Source organism: Gottfriedia solisilvae, from assembly GCF_002128405.1.
GTDB classification, from domain to species: domain Bacteria; phylum Bacillota; class Bacilli; order Bacillales; family Bacillaceae_G; genus Gottfriedia; species Gottfriedia solisilvae.
In genome coordinates, this window is sequence record NZ_NETJ01000004.1 from 138,978 (window position 1) to 160,879 (window position 21,902).

General features: G+C 33.8%; 23 protein-coding genes and 1 tRNA gene. 4 read left to right on the top strand and 20 right to left on the bottom strand.

Annotated elements, in window-relative coordinates:
- Nucleotides 1–103: 103 nt before the first annotated feature.
- From gap to rpoN, 4 genes are all read right to left on the bottom strand, one after another.
- Nucleotides 104–1,111 (bottom strand): type I glyceraldehyde-3-phosphate dehydrogenase, encoded by a 1,008-nt coding sequence (gene gap / locus CAB05_RS13925; RefSeq protein WP_088000757.1) that lies wholly within the window; start codon nucleotides 1,109–1,111, stop codon nucleotides 104–106.
- A 45-nt stretch (nucleotides 1,112–1,156) separates the two neighbouring features.
- Nucleotides 1,157–2,185, bottom strand: coding sequence for a sugar-binding transcriptional regulator (locus CAB05_RS13930; RefSeq protein WP_088000760.1), 1,029 nt, complete (start codon nucleotides 2,183–2,185; stop codon nucleotides 1,157–1,159).
- Nucleotides 2,186–2,381: 196 nt separating this feature from the next.
- Nucleotides 2,382–2,618: a glutaredoxin family protein gene (locus tag CAB05_RS13935; RefSeq protein WP_235821498.1), complete on the bottom strand. Its 237-nt coding sequence runs from the start codon at nucleotides 2,616–2,618 to the stop codon at nucleotides 2,382–2,384.
- Between the two features lie 15 nt (nucleotides 2,619–2,633).
- A complete protein-coding gene (rpoN, locus tag CAB05_RS13940; RefSeq protein WP_088000762.1) occupies nucleotides 2,634–3,935 on the bottom strand; it encodes an RNA polymerase factor sigma-54 in 1,302 nt (433 codons plus the stop codon).
- A 147-nt stretch (nucleotides 3,936–4,082) separates the two neighbouring features.
- On the opposite strand from rpoN, the gene CAB05_RS13945 reads away from it, so the two are divergent.
- The gene (locus CAB05_RS13945) at nucleotides 4,083–6,794 is read left to right on the top strand and encodes a sigma-54-dependent transcriptional regulator (protein WP_088000765.1); all 2,712 of its coding nucleotides are present in this window, start codon (nucleotides 4,083–4,085) and stop codon (nucleotides 6,792–6,794) included.
- A 310-nt stretch (nucleotides 6,795–7,104) separates the two neighbouring features.
- Here the strand turns inward: CAB05_RS13945 and chbG are convergent, their stop codons facing one another.
- From chbG to CAB05_RS14005, 12 genes are all read right to left on the bottom strand, one after another.
- Nucleotides 7,105–7,824 (bottom strand): chitin disaccharide deacetylase, encoded by a 720-nt coding sequence (gene chbG / locus CAB05_RS13950; RefSeq protein WP_088000767.1) that lies wholly within the window; start codon nucleotides 7,822–7,824, stop codon nucleotides 7,105–7,107.
- Between the two features lie 90 nt (nucleotides 7,825–7,914).
- Nucleotides 7,915–9,252 carry a 6-phospho-beta-glucosidase gene (locus tag CAB05_RS13955; RefSeq protein WP_088000769.1) on the bottom strand — a complete coding sequence of 446 codons (1,338 nt, stop codon included), beginning with the start codon at nucleotides 9,250–9,252 and terminating at the stop codon, nucleotides 7,915–7,917.
- 114 nt (nucleotides 9,253–9,366) lie between these two features.
- Nucleotides 9,367–9,699, bottom strand: a complete 333-nt coding sequence (locus CAB05_RS13960) for a PTS lactose/cellobiose transporter subunit IIA (protein ID WP_088000771.1) — start codon at nucleotides 9,697–9,699, stop codon at nucleotides 9,367–9,369.
- A 20-nt stretch (nucleotides 9,700–9,719) separates the two neighbouring features.
- Nucleotides 9,720–11,075 carry a PTS sugar transporter subunit IIC gene (locus tag CAB05_RS13965; RefSeq protein WP_088000773.1) on the bottom strand — a complete coding sequence of 452 codons (1,356 nt, stop codon included), beginning with the start codon at nucleotides 11,073–11,075 and terminating at the stop codon, nucleotides 9,720–9,722.
- A gap of 40 nt (nucleotides 11,076–11,115) precedes the next feature.
- Nucleotides 11,116–11,418 (bottom strand): PTS sugar transporter subunit IIB, encoded by a 303-nt coding sequence (locus CAB05_RS13970; protein ID WP_088000775.1) that lies wholly within the window; start codon nucleotides 11,416–11,418, stop codon nucleotides 11,116–11,118.
- A gap of 446 nt (nucleotides 11,419–11,864) precedes the next feature.
- A complete protein-coding gene (locus CAB05_RS13975; RefSeq protein WP_088000777.1) occupies nucleotides 11,865–12,188 on the bottom strand; it encodes a PTS lactose/cellobiose transporter subunit IIA in 324 nt (107 codons plus the stop codon).
- A 23-nt stretch (nucleotides 12,189–12,211) separates the two neighbouring features.
- Nucleotides 12,212–13,567: a PTS sugar transporter subunit IIC gene (locus CAB05_RS13980; RefSeq protein ID WP_088000779.1), complete on the bottom strand. Its 1,356-nt coding sequence runs from the start codon at nucleotides 13,565–13,567 to the stop codon at nucleotides 12,212–12,214.
- A 42-nt stretch (nucleotides 13,568–13,609) separates the two neighbouring features.
- On the bottom strand, nucleotides 13,610–13,912 hold the full coding sequence (locus CAB05_RS13985; RefSeq protein WP_088000782.1) for a PTS sugar transporter subunit IIB: 303 nt from the start codon (nucleotides 13,910–13,912) through the stop codon (nucleotides 13,610–13,612).
- Between the two features lie 349 nt (nucleotides 13,913–14,261).
- Nucleotides 14,262–14,555 (bottom strand): DUF6509 family protein, encoded by a 294-nt coding sequence (locus tag CAB05_RS13990; protein ID WP_088000784.1) that lies wholly within the window; start codon nucleotides 14,553–14,555, stop codon nucleotides 14,262–14,264.
- Between the two features lie 310 nt (nucleotides 14,556–14,865).
- Nucleotides 14,866–15,024, bottom strand: coding sequence for a DUF3934 family protein (locus CAB05_RS13995; protein ID WP_088000786.1), 159 nt, complete (start codon nucleotides 15,022–15,024; stop codon nucleotides 14,866–14,868).
- 312 nt (nucleotides 15,025–15,336) lie between these two features.
- A tRNA-Arg gene (locus CAB05_RS14000) sits at nucleotides 15,337–15,409 on the bottom strand.
- 270 nt (nucleotides 15,410–15,679) lie between these two features.
- On the bottom strand, nucleotides 15,680–17,119 hold the full coding sequence (locus CAB05_RS14005; protein ID WP_088000788.1) for a 6-phospho-beta-glucosidase: 1,440 nt from the start codon (nucleotides 17,117–17,119) through the stop codon (nucleotides 15,680–15,682).
- Nucleotides 17,120–17,311: 192 nt separating this feature from the next.
- Here CAB05_RS14005 and CAB05_RS14010 point away from each other — a divergent pair, with 192 nt between their 5' ends.
- The 3 genes from CAB05_RS14010 (at nucleotide 17,312) to CAB05_RS22160 (ending at nucleotide 19,402) form a co-directional block, all read left to right on the top strand.
- Nucleotides 17,312–18,280, top strand: coding sequence for a LacI family DNA-binding transcriptional regulator (locus tag CAB05_RS14010; RefSeq protein ID WP_088000790.1), 969 nt, complete (start codon nucleotides 17,312–17,314; stop codon nucleotides 18,278–18,280).
- Nucleotides 18,281–18,470: 190 nt separating this feature from the next.
- Entirely contained in the window at nucleotides 18,471–19,064 is a 594-nt protein-coding gene (gene clpP, locus CAB05_RS14015; protein ID WP_088000792.1) for an ATP-dependent Clp endopeptidase proteolytic subunit ClpP, read from the top strand.
- Nucleotides 19,065–19,237: 173 nt separating this feature from the next.
- Nucleotides 19,238–19,402 (top strand): hypothetical protein, encoded by a 165-nt coding sequence (locus CAB05_RS22160; RefSeq protein WP_158093275.1) that lies wholly within the window; start codon nucleotides 19,238–19,240, stop codon nucleotides 19,400–19,402.
- A gap of 37 nt (nucleotides 19,403–19,439) precedes the next feature.
- Here CAB05_RS22160 and CAB05_RS14020 read toward each other — a convergent pair whose 3' ends face one another.
- The 4 genes from CAB05_RS14020 to whiA all read right to left on the bottom strand — a co-directional run bounded on the left by CAB05_RS14020 (nucleotide 19,440) and on the right by whiA (nucleotide 21,884).
- Nucleotides 19,440–19,949, bottom strand: coding sequence for a DinB family protein (locus tag CAB05_RS14020; RefSeq protein ID WP_088000794.1), 510 nt, complete (start codon nucleotides 19,947–19,949; stop codon nucleotides 19,440–19,442).
- A gap of 70 nt (nucleotides 19,950–20,019) precedes the next feature.
- On the bottom strand, nucleotides 20,020–20,445 hold the full coding sequence (locus CAB05_RS14025; protein WP_088000796.1) for a DUF1801 domain-containing protein: 426 nt from the start codon (nucleotides 20,443–20,445) through the stop codon (nucleotides 20,020–20,022).
- 208 nt (nucleotides 20,446–20,653) lie between these two features.
- On the bottom strand, nucleotides 20,654–20,911 hold the full coding sequence (locus CAB05_RS14030; protein WP_088000798.1) for an HPr family phosphocarrier protein: 258 nt from the start codon (nucleotides 20,909–20,911) through the stop codon (nucleotides 20,654–20,656).
- A 22-nt stretch (nucleotides 20,912–20,933) separates the two neighbouring features.
- A complete protein-coding gene (gene whiA / locus CAB05_RS14035; protein ID WP_088000800.1) occupies nucleotides 20,934–21,884 on the bottom strand; it encodes a DNA-binding protein WhiA in 951 nt (316 codons plus the stop codon).
- Nucleotides 21,885–21,902 lie beyond the last annotated feature (18 nt).

The following is a 21,902-nucleotide window of genomic DNA, read 5'->3' on the forward strand; positions in this document are numbered from 1 at the left end:
AGTATTTTTTACATTTTTGTTGGGTGATTGACCTATAGAAGATTTATTTCATATAAAAGAGGGGAGGAATATCCTCGCCCTCGTATTTATTTTTCTATTAAAATTATAGGCCTTTAGAAGCGATGTAATCTACTAAGTCAACTACACGTGTAGAGTAACCAGTTTCGTTATCGTACCAAGAAAGGATTTTAACCATGTTACCTTCCATAGTCATTGTAGATAATGCATCGATAGTTGAAGAGTTAGAACATCCGTTATAATCGATTGATACTAATGGCTCTTCAGAGTATCCTAAGATACCTTTTAATTCGCCTTCAGCAGCAGCTTTGAATGCAGCATTTACTTCTTCAGCTGTAACTTCAGCATTTAATTCTACAACAAGGTCAACTAATGATACGTTAGCAGTTGGAACACGAACAGCTCCACCGTTTAATTTACCTTTTAATTGTGGTAATACTAATGATACAGCTTTAGCAGCACCAGTTGTTGTAGGAATCATGCTCATTGCAGCAGCACGTGCACGACGTAAATCTTTATGTGGTAAATCTAAGATTTGTTGGTCATTTGTGTAAGAGTGAACAGTTGTCATCATACCACGTTTGATACCAAATTTTTCGTCTAATACTTTAGCGAAAGGAGCTAAACAGTTAGTTGTACAAGAAGCATTTGAAAGTACGTTGTGGCTAGCCGCATCATACTTATCTTCGTTTACACCCATAACGATTGTGATATCTTCGTTAGAAGCTGGTGCAGAGATAATTACTTTTTTAACTGATCCACCTAAATGTTTTTCAGCGTCTTTTTTATCTGTGAAACGTCCAGTAGATTCAACTACTACTTCTACTCCGTAATCGCTCCAAGGTAAAACTGCTGGGTCACGCTCAGCAATAACTTTGATTTCGTTACCGTTAACAACGATAGAATCACCATTTACAGTTACATCAGCGTTAACTCCACCGTGTACTGAATCATATTTTAATAAGTGTGCTAATGTTTGAGCATCTGTTAAGTCATTAATTGCAACAACCTCTACATTAGGGTTATTTAAAGCTGCACGGAAAACCATACGTCCAATACGTCCAAATCCATTAATACCAATTTTAGTTGCCATTATAATTTCCTCCTTATAGTAGGTAGAATCTAAATTTTATTATAGTTAAAGGGTACTTCCTTTAATTAACTCTCTTGCTGCGCCTTCATCTGTAACGAGAATATTTACGTGCCCTTTCTTTAAGAAAGAAGCAATTGATTTCGCTTTTGAAGATCCTCCAGCCACTGCCAATACATATGGAATATTTTTTAATTCATCAAGCTGCAAACCTATTGTTCGCACCTTGTAGACATCTTCTCCATTTTCATTAAAATAATATCCAAACGCTTCTCCAACAGCTTCGGATTCAATCAAGGTTTCTAATTGTTCAGAAGATGATTGCCTTCGTTTCGCCATTGTAAATGCTTCACCGATACCATGAATCACGATTGATGAAGAACGAATTAAATTTAAAACCTCTTTTACTTTCGGTTCTTCCATCATTGTGAGATATGCATCCTCACTTAATTCATCTGGTAAATGTAATAAACGATAATTACCTTTAGCCATTTCGGCCATTTTTGCACAAATTGTATTTGCTTGATTTCGTACTTCTTCCCCTAAACCGCCTCTAGCTGGTACAAATAAAGGATTAAGTTCTTTTGAATCTGCATTCATCATTTCAGCTACGGCAGCTAAAGTGGAACCACCAGTAACAGCAACAATATTATTTGTATCTATCCTTTGGTTTATACAGCCAACGGTTGCACGCCCCATCTCTTTTTTAACCCAAGCCAACTCATCACTATCGCCTGAAACAACTATGACTTCTTTTAGGTTAAACATATCCTTCAATTGGTCTTCGATGTTTTTCAAGCCAAATAGTTCACGCATTGGTTCTTCTAAATCGAGTAGTAAGCTTAATCCTTCTTCCGTTAATGTCATACCTGAGGAAGCAACATTAATTAATCTCTGCTCCTTTAAAAGAGCAACTTCTGATCTAAGTACTCTTTCTGTTATCCCTACGCTAACGGACAAGTTTCTGCGTCCAATCGGTTGCATAATTCGAATGTATTGTAGGATCAGGAATCTTTTTTGAATAACCGGAATTAGATCAGGTAACAATTTGTGTTGTAGCTTTAAAATATGGTTCATTTTCATCTCCTCTTTCGCAGAGTATTTCTGATGGACGGAATAGGTCCCACTATGACGTATTATGTCCCACTTGTTATAAAAAAATTACAGCGTTTTTCAACGTTGTTTTTCGATACAAGATATACTCCAGAAATGAAATAACCCTGCTACATTTACATTGTAACAGGGTTATCTATTTCTTTCAATAGATAAGCACCTATTTAATGGCATTTAATATGTCGTTTTTATGAATTTTCCCATAAGCAATGGTTTGGCCATTGATTTGAATGACAGGAATCATCAACTGATATTTCTCTAATAATTCATCATATGAATAGATATCTATTTCAGTTACTTCTATTTCATGTTCTAATCTAAGCGACTCAATTATTTCTTTTGCTTCATTACATAACCCGCAATTTTCTTTTGTAAAAAATGTTAACTTGATTGCCATGCAATTGTTCTCCTTTTAACTAAAGCGCTTTCGTTTGGAAGATCCAGGTATCCTCAATATATCTCTATATTTAGCAACTGTTCGTCTAGAAATCTCAACGCCATGCTTTTGTGATAATAGTTCTACTAACTTTTGATCTGATAAAGGCTTTTCTTTATTTTCTTCATCAACTAGTTGTTTAATAAACACTTGCACACTCGTAGAAGCAAGTTCTTCCCCATCGGCACTTACGCCTTGATGAAAAAATTGTTTCATTTCAAATAATCCAAAAGGTGTTTGTACATACTTATTTTTGCAAGTACGACTTATTGTTGATTCATGTAGTGAAAGCTCTTCAGCAATTTCTTTCAAAGTTAATGTTTTTAAAAATGCTGGTCCTTTGTCAAAAAACGCTAACTGTTTATGAAGGATACAATTCATTACTGATAGCATTGTTGATTTTCGTTCTTCAAGACTTTTCATTAACCAATTCACTTGTGTATTTTTATCCTTTAAATAGGCAGATACTTCCTTTTCATGTTGCCCGTTTAAAATTGATGAATACTCATTTAATACTTTTAACCTTGGCATAATTTTATCATTGATCAGTACAACAAATTCTTCACCAATTTTTTCGACAGATAAATCAGGCGCTACATAATTTACTTGATCTTGATAGTAATTCAATCCAGGTCTAGGTTGTAATGTGAGAATTAGATCAATTTCTTTTTGTAATTCTCCTAAACTCATTTTCAACTTCTTCGCAATTTCTTTCCAATTTTTATTTACAAACATATCAAAGTATTCATTTATAATTTGTTTGGCAATTGAAGTGTCACGATCAAGTCCGTTTAATTGAATGGATAAACACTCTTTTACAGATCTAGCGCCAACACCGGCTGGTTCAAACTTTTGTAGAATTTCAATACAAATCTGTAATTGTGAATATGGAATCCCTAGTTCATGAATAAGCTCTTCATCTGTTTCCATTAAAAAACCGTTCTTATCTATGTTATATATTAAATATTTTATAATCCGATATTCATCATGATCTAATTTCAACTCATTCAATTGACTAATTAGTTCTTCCTGCAAACTTTCTGTCTTACGAGTATACAATTCCATACCATGATCGTGAGTAGTAGTTTGCTTACTGACTTTTGTAGATGAATAATCGCTATAAGGAGTTTCAACTTCAATTAATGGATTTTCTAACGATTGCTCAAATAAAAAATCAGTTAGCTCTTGGGCATTATACTGAAGCATTGTAATGGCTTGTCGCAGTTCTTGGGTCATAGCTAGTTTTAATGATTGTTTTTGCATTAAATTCATTTCCATACTACTTCACTCCCTTAAGACTATTTTACTCGATATTTAACTTTTTCATAGTACTTGACGAATTGTTTCAATATTAAAATATAGTGAAAACGTTTACTATTTCCTGTATAGTAAAAGTATACAACTTCAAATTACGGGTGGGCTAATATGAATAGAAAAAACCAAATTTATGAAGTTTTTGTCCAACAAAGTAATGCACAAGGCTATACTGCAATTGAAATTGCTACAATGTTAAATTTAGATCGTGCAAACGTTAGCAGTGATTTAAATAAATTAGTAAAAGAGGGTTTATTAGACAAAACAAATTCTAGACCCGTTTTATTTAAGCTCCAATTGAATACGAACTCAAAAGCAAAACATCAGGTTGCTGTTCCAGGAGAGAAACCTTCTTCTGAATATAAGCACGAATATTTTTATGATGAGAATATTAGTTTAAGACCTGCAATTGAAAAAGCAAGGTCAGCCATACTATATCCGCCTAATGGAATGCATACTTTAATTTTAGGTGAAACAGGAGTAGGTAAATCTGCTTTCGCAGCTAAAATGCACGAGTTTGCAATACGATCCAATATTTTAAGTCAGGATTCCCCTTTCATTATATTTAACTGTGCCGATTATGCAAATAATCCTCAGCTTTTATTAGGTCAACTTTTTGGGGTAAGAAAAGGCGCATACACGGGAGCAACAGAACAAAAAGGATTACTTGAAAAGGCAAATAACGGTATTTTATTTTTAGATGAGATTCATCGTCTTACACCTGAAGGGCAAGAAATGTTATTTACTTTCATTGACTATAAGTTGTATAGACGACTAGGAGAGACTGAGAACGAACGTACATCAAACGTACTCATCATTTCTGCTACAACCGAAGATCCAAGCTCAACTTTATTATCTACATTTACTCGTCGAATTCCGATGGTCATTAAATTACCAGCTTTACGGGACAGAACTTATGAAGAAAGATTTACGCTTATTAAAAGATTTTTCTCAGAGGAAAGTCTTCGTTTAGGTAAAGAAATTGTTGTCAGTGCAAATACGATTCGTTCTTTTCTTTTCTATCCATGCCAAAACAATATTGGACAATTAAAAGCTGATATTCAATTAGCGTGTGCGAAAGCGTATGCAGACTTTATTACAAATCAAAACGATAAAATCCGAATTTACAGTACAGATTTAAATTGGTATGTGAAGGAAGGGTTGTTTATTGAGAAAAAAGTGAAGCATTCAATTACTCTTTTAAACGAGCATTTTGAATTTTCACCAACAAAAGGCATGATTAGTAATCCGCAAATGGATGATACTGATACAATTTATGACCGTATAGATACGAAATATGAAGAATTAAAACAGCGAGGAGTCGCACAAGATGAACTATCTTTACTAATGGAAAACGATATTGAAAGTTATTTTACACACTACTTAACTTCAATTAATCGTAAACTCTCAAGTAAAGAAAACATTCAAAAAATCATGCAACCAGAAATAGTAACTTTAACTGAAAAAGTTTTAAAATTGGCTGAAGATAAATTAAATAAAAAATTTAGCGAGAAAATTCTTGTCGCATTTAGTTTGCATATACAAACTCTCTTACAACGTATTCAGTCAAACAAGAAGATTTACCATCCAAATATAACGCAAATTCGTGATCAGTATAAAAATGAATTTTCGATTTCAATTGAATGTGTAAAAATGATTGAAGATTATACAAATGTCTCTATCCCATTTGATGAAGTTGCTTTTATTACGATGTTTTTCGTATATGGAAATGAAGACTTCAAGGAACAAAATTCAAACGTAAAGGTAATCGTTCTTGCTCATGGTAATGGAATCGCCAGAGAAATGGCATCTGTTACAAATGAGTTATTAGAAAATGATGAAGTCATTGGAATCGATATGCCATTAAGCGAACCACCTCAAGATTTTCTAGTTAGAGTTAAAGAGTATATAAAATCATTAGGTAAATTAAATGGCATTTTATTATGCATTGATATGGGTTCATTGGCATATATCGGAGACATTATAGAAGCAGAGTGTTCCATTCCAGTTCGTGTCATTCAAATGGTTAGTACTGCACATGTAATCGAAGCATCTAGAAAAGCTACTTTAGGTTATAGTTTAGATGAACTTTATCAAGATGTTCGTAATCTTACTACTTTCTTTATTAATGCACATTCAAGTAAGAAGAAACCAACTGAGTTTTACCGCTCTGTTATTCTAACTGCATGCTTGACTGGTCAAGGAAGTGCTATCGCCATTAAAAATATACTAAGTAATAACTTGTTCTATGATAAAGAGATGATAGAAATTGTGCCAATTAGCCTTTTAAATAAGGAAGAATTACAGAAAATGTTAAATGATATATCAAAAGAACGGAATATTGTTTGTATTGTTTCCAATTTTGATATTCACGTTCCTTATAATACATTTCACTTACAGGATGTCCTAAATATGAAAGCAACTAAACGGATACAAGAGTTAATCACTTATGAGGAAACATATTTAAAAATGGCTGAAACCTTGCAAGATACAATTTCTTTAAAAAATGCTAAGAACGTTATTAGTGTCATCCGACGTTCATTAAATGATATCCAAGTACAAACAGGTAGATTCTTTAAAAATGAAGATTTAATGGGAATCGTTCTTCATATGAGTTGTATGATCAATCGCATTCAAAACGAAGAACCACTAACTCCATTTAAAAACAAAGAAGATAAAATCAATAGTCACTATATGCTTTATTTAAAAATGAAAAAAATACTTCAACAAATTGAAGAAGCATGCGATATCATCATTCCAGATGATGAAATATGTTATTTACTAGAATTTTATTCACGCAATGAAGTCCCAATAACCAACTAGAAAAAAGCCACTTACTCTATATTAAGATAGAGAAAAGTGGCTTTTTATTTGGCTCTGTTAAAGAAGATTGTTGATTTCCACTCCAGGATGCTCGCTTTTTTGTGGGGCGTGCGATGATCCTCCTCGGTGCTTCGCGCCTGTGGGGTCTCACCTGTCCCGCTAATCCCACAGGAGTCTCACACCTTCCGCTTCAATCAACTTCTTAATAAACCGTTAATTTTCTTTATAAATCACAGGTTTAAAAACAACAATTATATAGAAAAATGATTTTGTTAATATTTCAACATTAAACATTAATAGAGCCTTTATCTTAAAACTTTACTAATTCAATCTCACTTGGAAGTTTTGCAGTTGTTAAAATATCTAATTCAGTTAATCTTTCAAAACAATAGGATGTACCATTTTTCAAGTGATTGTCTACTAACGCTGGATGCACCATAACCTCGACTGATCCCACTCCACTTTTAATTCGTTCAGTAATAGTTTCAAAGTAATCTAATGGAATGTCACTTCCGTAAAAGTCAGTTAATAATTGATCCGTAAAAGGTTTGATTCCATCTATAGCATGTTGTTCTGAGATTCGAACAGGCAAATCATACTTTTGGGACAATTTAGCAATAACTGGTTGAAGAACAGGAATCATGTGTACATGGTGATGGCTATCAAGATGCGTTGGTGTTAGCCCAAAAGACTGGAATCTTTGAATTTGAGCGTCCCATTCTTGTTCAACTTCATCAACACTTGCCTCTGTTGGATTTCCATACCAGTATGTTTGTTTTAGGAACACCCCATTTTGATCTACTATACCTTCTAAATCCTCAAGTAAAGGCTTTCCGGCAGTTAGTACTAAATGAACACCAAGTCCTAATGTTGGATATTTTTTAGCTAATTCAACGCCATGCTCTACTGCATACATATTCATCATCATAGTTGCTGAATTCACAATTCCATTTACATGAGCCTCAATTATGCCTAAGTTAACTCCCTTTGAATAACCAAAATCATCTGCATTAACAATTATTTTCGTCATAAGATTGCTCCTTTACCGTACGTAGGATAAAAAAAGGATGATACTCTACTAGATGAGTTACATCCTTTTTTGCAAACATCGTGTTACCTATTAATTAGCAGTTACTGTTTCATTTTTAAAGAACTGTGGTAAATGTTCTTTATGTGCTTCTAACATCTCATCTAAAATTTGTTTTGCTAAGTTATCAGATCCAACAAGTGGATTAATGCACATTGCAAGTAATGCTGTTTTGTAGTCTCCTGTTACGCCCGCTTCTGCTGCAACTCGCTCAAACGATTTAATCTGTTGAACTAATCCGCGAGCTGCGACTGGTAAATCACCCATTGTTAAAGGTTTTGGGCCGTCTTTCGTTATAACTGCACTAACTTCAACCGCGCAATCATCAGGAATAGAAGCAATCGCACCATTATTCATTGTATTAACTGGCTGTATATCACATTTATTGTTATATAAAGATGTAATTAAACGACATGCTGCATCACTATAATAAGCTCCACCACGTTTTTCTAATTGAGGTGGTTTAATATTTAAATTTGGATCTTTATAAAGTTCAAATAAATCATCTTCTAATTTTTTAACGACTTCTGCACGCGTTCCGTCTTTTTTCGCTGCTTCCAATTCTTCTTCTAGCATTACTTTTGATTGATAATAGTAACGGTGGTAAGGACAAGGGATTGCACCTAACGCTTCAATAAAGTCAGGATTCCAATCCATTGCTTTTATATTTTGCATGGTCATACTTTCAGTCGGACGAGCGAATTCACTAATTACTCTACTTGTAACATCTTCACCATCTAATAATACTTTTGTTCCATAAACCATGTGATTTAAGCCCATGAAATCAATGTGAACACGTTCAGGCTCTACACCTAATCCTTTTGCAATATTCATATGAATATGAATTGGAACATTACATAAACCAACTACTTTACGGAAATTCGTATATCGTAAAATAGCTTCTGTTAAGATACCAGTTGGATTTGTAAAGTTTACTAACCAAGCATTTGGACAAAGTTCTTCCATATCTTTTACGACATCTAAAATAACTGGAATTGTACGAAGGGCTTTAAATAATCCACCTGGACCGTTTGTTTCTTGACCGATTACTCCATATTTTAGAGGAATTCTTTCGTCTTTCATACGTGCCTCAAGTAAACCAACACGGAATTGAGTAGTAACAAAATCAGCGTCTTTTAAAGCTTCACGGCGATCAAGAGTTAAGTGAATTTCCATTGGTACTCCTGCTTTTGCAACCATGCGTTTCGCCAGATTACCAACAATCTCAAGCTTTTCTTTTCCAGCTTCAATATCAACTAACCATAATTCTCTTACAGGTAGCTCATCATATCGCTTAATAAACCCCTCAACTAACTCAGGAGTATAACTAGAACCGCCACCAATAGTTACAATTTTAATACCATTACTCATTGTCCCCACTCCTTACACACTATTTTGTATCGCATTAATACCTAGTTTTCTATACAACTTTTATAAAAGAAAAGTAGTTAGTTCAATATGGTTAACTACTTTTCTTTTTCATTATTATTCTATTATTTTTTTATTTATTTTTTCATGTAGATGAATAATCTCAGTTACTAACTCTCTCATTGTCAAAGCATTCATCAAGTGATCTTGTGCGTGAATCAATAGAATATTTAATTCTACTTTCTCTCCGCGAGCTTCACCCTGAATCAGCGAAGTTTGAGCATGATGTGCATGATTTAATTCTACTTTTGCTTCTTCAATCTTACTATGTGCTTCATCTAAATTTCCTGCACGAGCAGCTTGCATTGCTTCCATTAATGAACTTTTGGCATTTCCAGCATGTAAGATTAATTGAAACGCTGTTTGCTCAACATTCACTATAGTACTCATTTCGTATCCCCCTCAATCTATTACATTGAAGCACTTTGATTATTCGATGCCTCTTTAATTTTTCTGATGTCAATTCTCTCTTGCATTACAACAAAAGGAATATAAATTAATATCGAGATTACTAAGTTAGCAGCTGCTAGGATGGCACCAGAAATGTGACCACCAGTTGATAACCAACCACCAACAATTGCCGGTGTAACCCAAGGGATGTTTGTTGTAACAGGGTGTACTAATCCCCAAGAAATCGATAAATATGAAGTGATTGTTAATACAATTGGCGTTCCGATAAATGGAATAAACCACATTGGATTTAATACGATTGGCATACCGAAAAGTACTGGTTCGTTAATTTGGAAAATACCAGGCGCACCACCAAGTGCTATCATTTGTTTATTACGTTTTCTATTTACTAATATCATTGAGATAATTAATCCCAGTGTTGCACCAGATCCTCCTAAAAATACGAATGCATCAAAGAATGGTCCTGCCATAACATTGTATTTATCCCAATCTTGTACACCTTTTGCAGCTAAGTCGATGTTTTCATTTCCTAATGCTGTAAATAATGGTGTTGTAATTCCACCTAAAATGTTTGGTCCATGTAATCCTAGCACCCAGAAGAAGTGAATGAAGAATGCGATACCAATTGCGAATGGTAATGAATCCGCTGCATTCGTTAATGGTTTAACAAGTACAGAGTTTAACCAATCATTGAAGTATACTCCATCTGATAAGTATAATCTGAATACTAATCCTACTAAAGCGATTACGAAAATTGTTAACATACCTGGAATCAATTTTGCGAACGCCTTAGATACTGCTGGTGGAACACCATCAGGTAATTTAATAACTAATTGTTTTACTTTGGATAAACGAACAAATATTTCAGTTGCTACAATCGCTACAATAATACCTGTAAATAATGCAGTTGAGTTAGTATAAGTAGAGTTTACTAGACCCCATACACCACCAGTTGCTGTTTCACCATTTTCAAGCGTTACAGTTACTGCGCTTAAAGATTGTGGTACTAATACAAAGTATGAAGCCAGTGCAACTAACATTGCTTCGAAACCTTCATCTCCGTACGAACGGGCAAGTTTATTTGCGATCCCCACTACTGCAAATACAGTCATGAATGCAAATGTACCCCACCAAATGTCTCCACCTAAGGTTTTCCAGTTTACTCCGAAAACCGCTTCCATCATTTTATCGTAGCCTTTAATAGCACCACCTAAATTGTTTATTAATACTGCAAACGAACCGACCATTGTTATTGCAATCATTCCGATTAACGCATCACGGATCGCTAATAAATGACGTTGGCTACCAATTTTTCCAGCAGTAGGCATAATATACTTTTCTATAAAATTCATCATTTTCATAGAGCTCCTTTATTTTCAATTAATAATTCAAATATTATTTTTTTAGACTTAGAGCTAATTCTAATACAGCTTCTCCGTTCATTAATCCATAATGTACTGGATTAATAACATCTACTGGAATTCCTTTTGGTTCCGCAATCTTTTTCATTTCTGATGCTAAGTAACGTACTTGAGGACCCAATAAAAGAACATCTGCTTTTTCTAAATTTTCCTTTGCAGCATCTCCTGAAACAGCCCAAATTTTTGCTTCAATACCTTTTTCTTTTGCCGCATTTTCCATTTTTGTTACTAGTAAACTAGTAGACATTCCCGCAGAACAAGCTAATAAAATATTCATTACGATTCCTCCTAAATTTGATATTATTTGTAGCGCTTACAAAGTAGATTAAATTATTCATCTAATATAATAAACTGACTACAAACTATTTAATTTGTGTTTACACTCTTTTATATTGCAATTACCATGCCAAGTCTTTTAAAAGAACTAATTATTATTTGGAAATATTAAAAGAAGCCTATTACACCAGTAGTTCATCATTCAAAATATTCCATTAATCAAGTAAGTCATTTTAGCGATGATTATTAGTGTGTTGTCATAATACTGTGATATTTCACAAATATATCTTTAGTGTGTTATATCTATAAGTAGTGTGTCGTTTTTAAAACACACTAAATAAAGTAGTGTTTTATTGTTTAAATGAAATTAAAAAGTTAAATTTACTAAATTATACACTTTAACATAAGAAAGGTGGTATAGCCCAATGCTATACCACCTTTTTTTATTTATAGATGTGAAGTTTTTTCATGTAAAAAAATAATTTCTTCAACTAAATCCCTAGTTGTTAAACAGTTCATTAAATGATCCTGTGCATGTACAAGCAAAATATTAATAGGATATTTCTCCCCATTCGCCTCACTTTGAATTAAAGTCGTTTGAGAATGATGAGCTTTTCTTAGTTCGGCATTTGCTTCAGTTACCTTTTCGCGTGCTTCACTAAATTTTCCTTCTCTTGCAATGTACATTGCTTCCATTAATAAACTTTTAGCGTTTCCAGCATGTAATATTAGTTGGAATGCAATTTGTTCTATATTCGTGTCAGTAGTCATTTGCACTCTTCCCTTCACATCTATTAAATATTTAATGTGTTATTATTAGAAGTTTCTGTTGCTTTTTTAACTTCCATACGCTCAGCTACAACAACGAATGGTAAATAAACGATGATCGAAATAACTACGTTTACTGCTGCTAAAACAGCACCTGATACATGACCACCTGTTGCTAAATAACCACCAATAATCGGAGGAGTTACCCAAGGAATTGTTGATACAACTGGGTATACTAAATGTGAAGCAACTGCTAAATAAGAAATAATTGTTAATAAAATTGGTGTTAAAATAAATGGAATTAACCAAACTGGGTTTAATACGATTGGTAATCCGAAAATGATTGGTTCATTAATATTGAATAATGATGGTGGAGTACCTAATGCGATCATTTGTTTATTACGTCTACGGTTAACAATAAACATCGCGATCAGTAATCCAATTGTCGTACCAGATCCACCCATATAAACGAATGCATCTAAGAATGGGCCAGCTAATACTGCATATTTATCTAAGTCTGTTACATTTTTTGCGTATAAATCGATATTTTGGTTACCTAATGCTGTTAATAATGGTGTTGTAATACCACCTAAAATATTTGGACCGTGTAAACCTAATGCCCAGAAGAAGTGAACAAAGAATGCGATTGCTACTGCAAAGCCTAATGAATCTGCAGCATTTGTTAATGGTTTTACAAGTACTGAATTTAACCATTCATTAAAGAATACGCCGTCAGAAATATATAATCTAAATAATAATCCAACTAAAGCTACAATAAAAATTGTTAACATACCTGGTAATAATTTTGCGAATGCTTTAGAAACCGCTGGCGGAACACCATCCGGTAATTTAATTACTAATTGTTTTACTTTTGCTAATCTAACAAATATCTCAGTCGCAACAATCGCTACAATGATACCAGTAAATAGTGCGGTAGTATTTAATGAATTCCAGCTAATGAATCCCCAAGCACCACCAGTTGCTGTTTCTCCACCTTCAAGCGTAACCGATACTGCCGCTAAAGATTGAGGAACTAATACGAAGTAAGATGCTAAAGCAACTAACATCGCTTCAAAACCTTCATCACCATAAGAACGTGCTAGCTTATGGGCAATACCAACAACAGCAAATACTGTCATGAATGCAAATGTTCCCCACCAAATGTCGCCACCTAGTGTTTTCCAATTCGCACCAAAAATTGCTTCCATCATATTGTCGTAACCTTTAATAGCTCCGCCTAAGTTATTGATCAGAGTTGCAAATGCTCCAATCATCGTGATTGCGATCATACCAATTAACGCATCACGAATTGCTAATAAATGACGTTGGTTTCCGAACTTCGCCGCTGCCGGCATAATATACTTTTCAGCAAAACGCATCATCTTGAATACACCTTCTTTTCTCTTTAATTTTTAAACGCCCCGTTATTTCTTTAAATTTAATGCCATTTCCAATACCGCTTCACCGTTCATAAGACCATAATGAACTGGGTTAATAACATCCACTGGTATTCCCTTAGGTTCAGCTAGCTTCTTCATTTCTGAGGCAAGATAACGAACCTGAGGTCCTAGTAGTAATACATCTGCTTTTTCTAAATTTTCCTTTGCTGCATCACCTGCAACAGCCCAAATCTTAGCTTGAATTCCTTTCGCCTGTGCTGCTTGTTCCATTTTCGTAACAAGCAAGCTAGTAGACATCCCTGCGGAACATACCAATAAGATATTCATTCTCCACCTCCAAACTTAAATTTACTTATTTTTGTAACGCTTACATTTTTACATATAAAGACAAAAGATTTTATTCGTTACAAAAACAAGTGATTCATCAATTTTAATATTGCAATTACTGTGCCAATTTTCTAAAAAATCTCATTATTATTTTTTAACAAATAAAAAAACCTTGAAAAATCAAGGTTTTAATTATGAAATATATTTATCGATTCGGCTAGTATATTATCAGTGTGTAATACACCAAACACTGTGTTAATACAATTCACTTAGTGTGTTGTGATTTCGTCTCATTTTTCATGTTTCGACTACTAAGTGTGTTCCTTTTGACACAATAATCATAAATGAATTAATCTTCGACAGTTAAATGTGTTTTACAAAATTCTTTTAATTCAACTTCTTCATCTTCCTCTAAATCAAAGTCTAAATATTGATTTGTTTCAACTTCCAATAAATCATACTTAATTACTTTAGATTCTTCGCCATTAACACCAAATAACGCTTTTATGTATATACCTTTTTCATTGTATAATTCATCATCCTCAGGCACATCAATGAATAGGATAAACTCATATCTGTCACCTTCGATAATTCCAAATGGATCTTTGATTTCTTCTACAGTGTATTCTTTAATAGTTAACACACAAACATTCCCTTCAATCGTAATATTTACTATTATATACAAAAAAAGAAACAAAAAGAAAGACGCCTGCCGCAGCAGACGTCTTGATGCGTTTGAGGCGAGAGACCGGGCGACCACATTCGCGCGTTTAGCTTACGCATATCTCTCGACTTACTCAAATTAGCTCATCGCAAATAAAACTATAACATGATAAAATGCAGAAAGCAATAAAATCATAATTGGTAAATTATCCATACTATCTAAATCAATGACATAAAATGCAAAATTTTGAAGACCTTAAAATTACACAGTATCTTTTATAAACTACAAATTATGAATTACTAGTTGAATTCGATGTTCCTTTATTCTTAGTACCTTTACTTACATAAGGTTTCGCACTCGCTTTTTTCTTAGCCTTTGCTTGCCAACGATTCCAACCTTTCTTATCAGTACCTCTTCCTGTTCCGCCCTTGCCTTTAGCTTTACTCATTTATACACCTCATAATTCTAATTAATCATTTCTCATAACTTAATTTTATCCAAACTAGACTATTTCATTTCGTGTTGATATACGAATGTTCAAACATTCGATTTTAATACACATATTGTGAAAGATTCATTATAACAGTTTTTCAGATCAGTATTGTATTTTATTTGATGTAGTGTCTTTTACACTATAGGTGGTCACTTTTTTGGCAAGGCTAGCTAACTGAAAATTTACCGTAATAAAAAACCACGTGTTAGTCATCTCAGTCAAATATTCAACCAAGATGTCTATTTCACGTGGTTTTCATAAAATTAGCGCGCTCGACAGGAATCGAACCTGCGACACACGGTACCGGAAACCGTTGCTCTATCCCCTGAGCTACGAACGCATAGTATAATGTGAATTACTCAAATTTAAAACCGTCACCCCAGTCTCAGTAGGATTACGCAAGTAGCAGCTCGACTGGTGTGCTGTAGCTTTGCTTCGAAGCTTAATCGAACGTGCTTTATCCCCTTAGCTATGCCTTAAGATTAATTATATCGTTTGAAGTTTCTTACCGCAACGGTTTAAGCTTTTTAGCTTGGAAACTTTTGTATAATCTGCAAAAAAGTAGGTGCATTGATAAAAGATCATAAGCACCTACTTTTAATTTTGTAAATTATAAATTTTCACCGTTTGATTGAATGATATCTTGATACCAGTAGAAGCTTTTTTTCTTAATTCTTTTTAGTGTTCCGTTACCTTCATTGTCTTTATCTACGTAAATATATCCGTATCGTTTTTTCATCTCTCCAGTTCCTGCACTAACTAGGTCGATTGGTCCCCAGCTTGTGTAGCCAAGAATGTCTACTCCATCTTCTATGGCTTCTGCCATTTCGATAAAGTGTGATTTTAAGTATTCAATGCGATAGTCATCGTTTATTGAACCTTCATCACTTAAAACGTCATTTGCTCCTAATCCGTTTTCTACTATAAATAATGGTTTTTGGTATCGGTCATGTAGTTGATTACAAGTGACTCGTAATCCTTGTGGATCAATTTGCCATCCCCACTCTGATTCATTTAAATATGGATTTTTTATTGATGCGAATATATTACCTTCAGCTAATTGACTTAGCACTTCAGGGTCAGTACTAGCACATCGACTAGCATAATAACTAAATCCGATATAATCAACTGTGTGATTTTTTAGGATTTCTTCATCATCTTTTTCCATTCTAATTTGTAAATTGTTTTCTTTAAAGTACCTCTTTGCATAGCCTGGATATTCACCCCTTGATTGTACATCAATGAAGAAATATGATTCGCGGTCTTTATCGATTGCTTCCCATATGTCATTTGGATGACAAGTATAAGGATACGTTGCGCCAGCCGCTAACATACAACCAATCTGTCCATTTGGAATAATCTCATGGCATGCCTTAACTGCTAATGCACTTGCTACTAGCTGGTGATGAGCCGCTTGGTAAAGAACCTGCTTTTTTTCCTCATCATCTTTAATTACAATTCCAGCTCCGATAAAAGGGGCGTGTAATAACATATTAATTTCATTAAACGTCATCCAGTACTTAACCTTTTCTTTATATCTTTCAAAGATTGTTTTTGTATAGTTCTCATAAAACTCAATCATTTTTCTATTTTTCCAGCTGCCGTACTTCTCAACAAGATTGATCGGCACATCAAAATGACATGTGGTAACGACTGGTTCAATATTATATTTTAATAGTTCATCAAAGACTTGATCATAAAATTGTAGTCCCTCTTCATTTGGAGCTGAATCGTCTCCGTTTGGAAAAATCCTTGCCCATGCAATCGAAAGTCGTAAACATTTAAATCCCATTTCTGCAAATAATGCAATATCCTCTTTAAATCGATGGTAGAAATCAATTGCTTCATGTGAGGGATAATAAACCCCATCTTTTAACTCCAATGAGTCTACATTTCCTAACATCAGTGAAAAGCGATCCTTCCCAATTGGAAGTAAATCAACTGTAGTTAATCCTTTTCCCCCTTCTAAATATGCACCTTCAGCTTGATTAGCAGCTATTGCACCACCCCAAAGAAAATTCTCTGGAAATCTCGTTTGATTAGTACGCATACTTAATGTCCTCCTACTAGATTTTTATTTTTATATTCTGCTTACACCGATATCATAATTTCTGAAATGCATTTCAGGTCAATCCCTTTCGAAAGAAAAATTTAAAATTTTCAAACAAGAGTCGTAACCACTTTTATGATAATGTAGTAATAATAGGAGTAATTCAGTTTTTCATGTTAGGAGATTGAGTTAATGTTAAATATAAAAGAGATTGCTAAAATATCAAATGTATCACCAAGCACTGTTTCTCGTGTATTAAACAACCATCCTCACGTGAACGAAGAGACAAAAAGAAGAGTCCTAAACATTATTGAACAATTTGATTACGTCCCGAATTTAAATGCCGTAAAATTAAAAAGAGGAAGAAACTTTTTAATCGGTATAATTACCCCTGAAATTAATGAGATCAGCTTACCTTACATCAATAGTTTTATTTCCATTGCAAACGAACATGGTTTTAAAACAATTACGTATAATACAAGTTATGAAAAAACAGGTGAAATAGAAGCATTGGAGGCTTTACGGAGAAAAGAGATAGATGCTCTAGTTATTACTGTTAGGGCTTCAGAATGGCGTGACATTGAACGATATTGTAAATATGGACCGATTGTTGCGTTAGAAAGAGTCGATTCAGACTTTGTCCCTTCTGTTTATTTAGACCAATATATCGGTTATTACATGGCATTGGAATATTTAATTCAAAAGGGTTATCGAAAAATTGGAAATGCCTTTGGAAGAATGAATGGATTAAATACAATTAGAAGAATTCAAGCCTATAACGATCTATTAAAGCTCAATAAAATCCCAATTAGGAAAGAGTATACCTTTACTGAAGTGTATTCTACCGCTGATGGTGAAGAAGTCGTAAATCAATTATGTAAATTAAAAGATAGACCTGATGCCATCATTTGTGCCAATGACTTCGTAGCAGCTGGTATTGTTTCAGAGGCGAAACGAAAAGGTATCAATATCCCCCGTGATTTGGCTGTCGTTGGTTTTGATAATCACTTAATGTCCAGAGTTTTAGACATTACTACAATACATAATCCAATCAAGCAGCAAGCAGAAAATGCATTTAAAAGTATCTATGAAAAACTAGAAAACACAACTCAAATTAGCGAATCTTTAGAATATAAATTAATCATAAGAAAAACTACATAATCTTTCGTTTAAAAATAGGAAAAGTCGTTAATGATGTTGAAGTATTACTTAATGAATATTTTTTAAAGTCGTTAATATTTTTTAGTCGAAAGAATACACTGAATGTAGCATCTCTTTTATTTGACCTTTTCTGACCTTAAAGGTATTATTGAATTAATCAATCTTTTGTTTCTAAGAAGGAGGAGAAAAAATGAATTTAATTCCTACAGTTATTGAACAAACAAGTCGTGGTGAGCGTGCGTATGATATTTACTCTCGTCTGTTAAAAGACCGTATCATCATGTTAGGTAGTGCAATAGATGATAACGTAGCTAACTCGATTGTCTCTCAGCTTTTATTCTTAGCTGCTGAAGATCCAGACAAAGATATTTCACTTTACATAAATAGTCCTGGTGGAAGTATTACTGCTGGTATGGCTATTTATGACACAATGAATTTTATTAAGCCACAAGTATCTACTATCTGTATTGGTATGGCTGCTTCAATGGGTGCATTCTTATTGGCTGCTGGTGAAAAAGGTAAAAGATTCGCTCTTCCAAATGCGGAAGTAATGATTCACCAACCATTAGGTGGAGCTCAAGGTCAAGCAACAGAAATTGAAATTGCTGCAAAACGTATCTTATTCTTACGTGATAAGTTAAACGGTATTCTTGCAGAGCGTACTGGTCAACCTTTAGAAACGATCGAGCGTGACACAGAACGTGATAACTTCATGACATCTGAACGTGCGTTAGAGTACGGTTTAATTGATAAAGTAATATCTAGCACTGCAACAATTAAGTAATAAGAATAGAAACTAGTCGATTTTTTTCGGCTAGTTTTTTTTTATTCTTTTTATGCTGTTTCATCATGTTACTTTCCAATTTGTTAAAACTTGAATGAAGCTCGAAAATTCGTTAAGAATAACGTTAGAGAATCGTCTCTTACATTTCAATTTAATTTGGAGGTCTAAACAGCATGGACAAAAAAAAGAAGCCCCTTCATCTTGAGGAGCAACAAAAGATCACCGCGGATTTAAACAATCTTGAACCAGGAGAGTCCGTAAATGAACATCGAACCATTGAAACGGCCAATATCATTTTAGCTGGCGAGGAAATTAAACAACAAAATAACAATCTATAAACAAGAATCCTCCAATGAACAGTTTGGGGGATTTTTGTTAGTTTCTCAGAAATGCAATTCTATCTTCTAATTCTGACTTCTGACGTAGATGATGACGGAAATGCATGTCGACCAAATCATACCATTCCCTCGCATTGAGCCAGCCGAATCCACCATGTTTAACCTTGTAATTTGAATTTATTTGATCTACAGTAGACTGCCAATATTGCATTTTTTTCTCAACTTGTTCTAGCCGACTCAAAAGGACTTCGTTACAATCTGAATTATTTGGTGGAGCATTTAACTCGTTGGGTAACTTAATTTTAATTGGAGGAAATCCTCCATTCTTAAACAAGTTCTCACCAAACTCTGATTTCCCGAGCTTTTGCTCTTCCTTTGATATTGCACATGCTTCCACTTTTTCAAGGTATTCTAGTGCAACAAGAATTAAATGGTCATACATTTGACAAATTGACCATACCCCATCTGCTGAAATATATCTTAGTTGCTCTAAAGAATAGTTTTGAAGGGCGTTTTTGAAGGTTTCGATTACTTTTACATCACTCATTTCAACACTCCTTCTTCACAATCATTACATCGTATATAAGAAAAGTTATGTATTAAATAAGTAAGAAGAACTACTTATTGTCCGGATAGCTTTCCTTCATAAACTTTACTGTATTCTCAATTAAAGACCTCAAGACATTAACATCAACATCAGCTAATTTGTTTATGTACACACATGATTTCCCAGTTGTATGCTTACCTAAATTCTTTAATAATGACTCTCGATGCGGATCATCAGGTGCAAAATATAAACTAACTTTAGCCTTACGTGGAGAAAAGGCAACTAATGGCGCATCACCTTCGTGGCCGGTTTTATATTTGTAATGATATGCACCAAATCCAATAATACTTGGTCCCCACATCTTCGCTTCATAACCTGTTACTTCAGTAAAAAGATCTAATAATTTATATGCATCTTCACGTTTTTTAGGATTTTCAACATCTTCAATAAACTCAATGACACTATTATTCGTTTCTTTCGTTTTTGGTTCATACATAGTGAGAAGCTCTCCTTTTCTTCTTGAATTGCTTGTAAATTTTTGAACTCAATATAAGTAGCTACTCTAAGATTCTTCTACAAGAAAAAAATTTTTCCTCCTACTTCAGTCAAATTACATATTGTAGCTAATATCAAAGTGGTTTATACAATTCAGCCAGGGTTCTATGAAACCTAAAAAGGACATTCAATATGAATGTCCTTCTACATTATACTTCTTCCCCAATAAACTTAATCACTTCTTGCATTGCTTCGATCTCATCGTCGCCAGTTACAGTAATGACTACTTCTTCACCAAATGGTACAGCTAAACTCATTACGCCCATAATGCTTTTTACGTTAACTTGCTTACCTTTATATGCTAACAATACTTCTGAACGAAATCTTGTTGCGATTTGTACAAATTGTGCTGCTGGACGAGCTTGAATACCAGTTTCCAGTAATACTTTCCCTCGTTTTTCTAACAAAATACGTCCCTCCCTGTCTTCTTTATTTTATTTTTATCGGCTCACCAGCTCGTAGTTTATCAGCAATTTCATCTATTTTTCTTAGTCGATGATTTATACCTGATTTACTAATTGATCCGCTTGATACCATTTCACCTAATTCTTTTAAGGTTACATCCTCGTACTCTACACGTAGTTCTGCAATTTCACGTAATTTAGGAGGTAAAATATCTAAACCAACTGAGCTTTGAATATATCTAATATTTTCAATTTGGCGGAAAGCAGCACTAATTGTCTTATTTAAGTTCGCAGTTTCACAATTAACTAGACGATTAACACTGTTTCTCATATCTCTCACAATTCGGATATCTTCAAATCGTAATAAAGCCGAGTGAGCACCAACAATATTTAAAAACTCTGTAATTTTTTCTGCTTCTTTTAAATAAGTAATATAGCCTTTTCGACGTTCTAATGTCTTTGCATTTAAACCAAATTCATTCATCAAACGACAAATTGCTTCTGTGTGTTCTTTGTATAATGAAAAAATTTCTAAGTGATAAGAAGATGTCTCTGGATTATTTACCGATCCTCCAGCTAAAAATGCCCCTCTTAAATATGAGCGTTTACAACATTTCTTTTCAATTAATTCTTTCGCAATTTCATTCGTAAATGTAAACCCTTCACCTGTAATATACAGGTCATTTAAAATGTGTTTAGCTTCTTCTTTAATGCGAACAATGTACACATTATTCTTTTTTAAACGCATCTTTTTACGAACGAGTAATTCAACGTCCACATCGTAAACACGTTTAATTAATACATATATTCTTCTGGCAATCGCAGCGTTTTCAGTTACAACATCTACAATAAATTGGCGATTTGCAAATGATAAAGAACCATTCATTCGAATTAATGAAGATAATTCAGATTTAGAACAACAATCCTTAATTTCAATTGTTGTTAATTCTTTCTTTGTCTCGGATGCAAAGGACATTTGAATCACCCCCTCCTT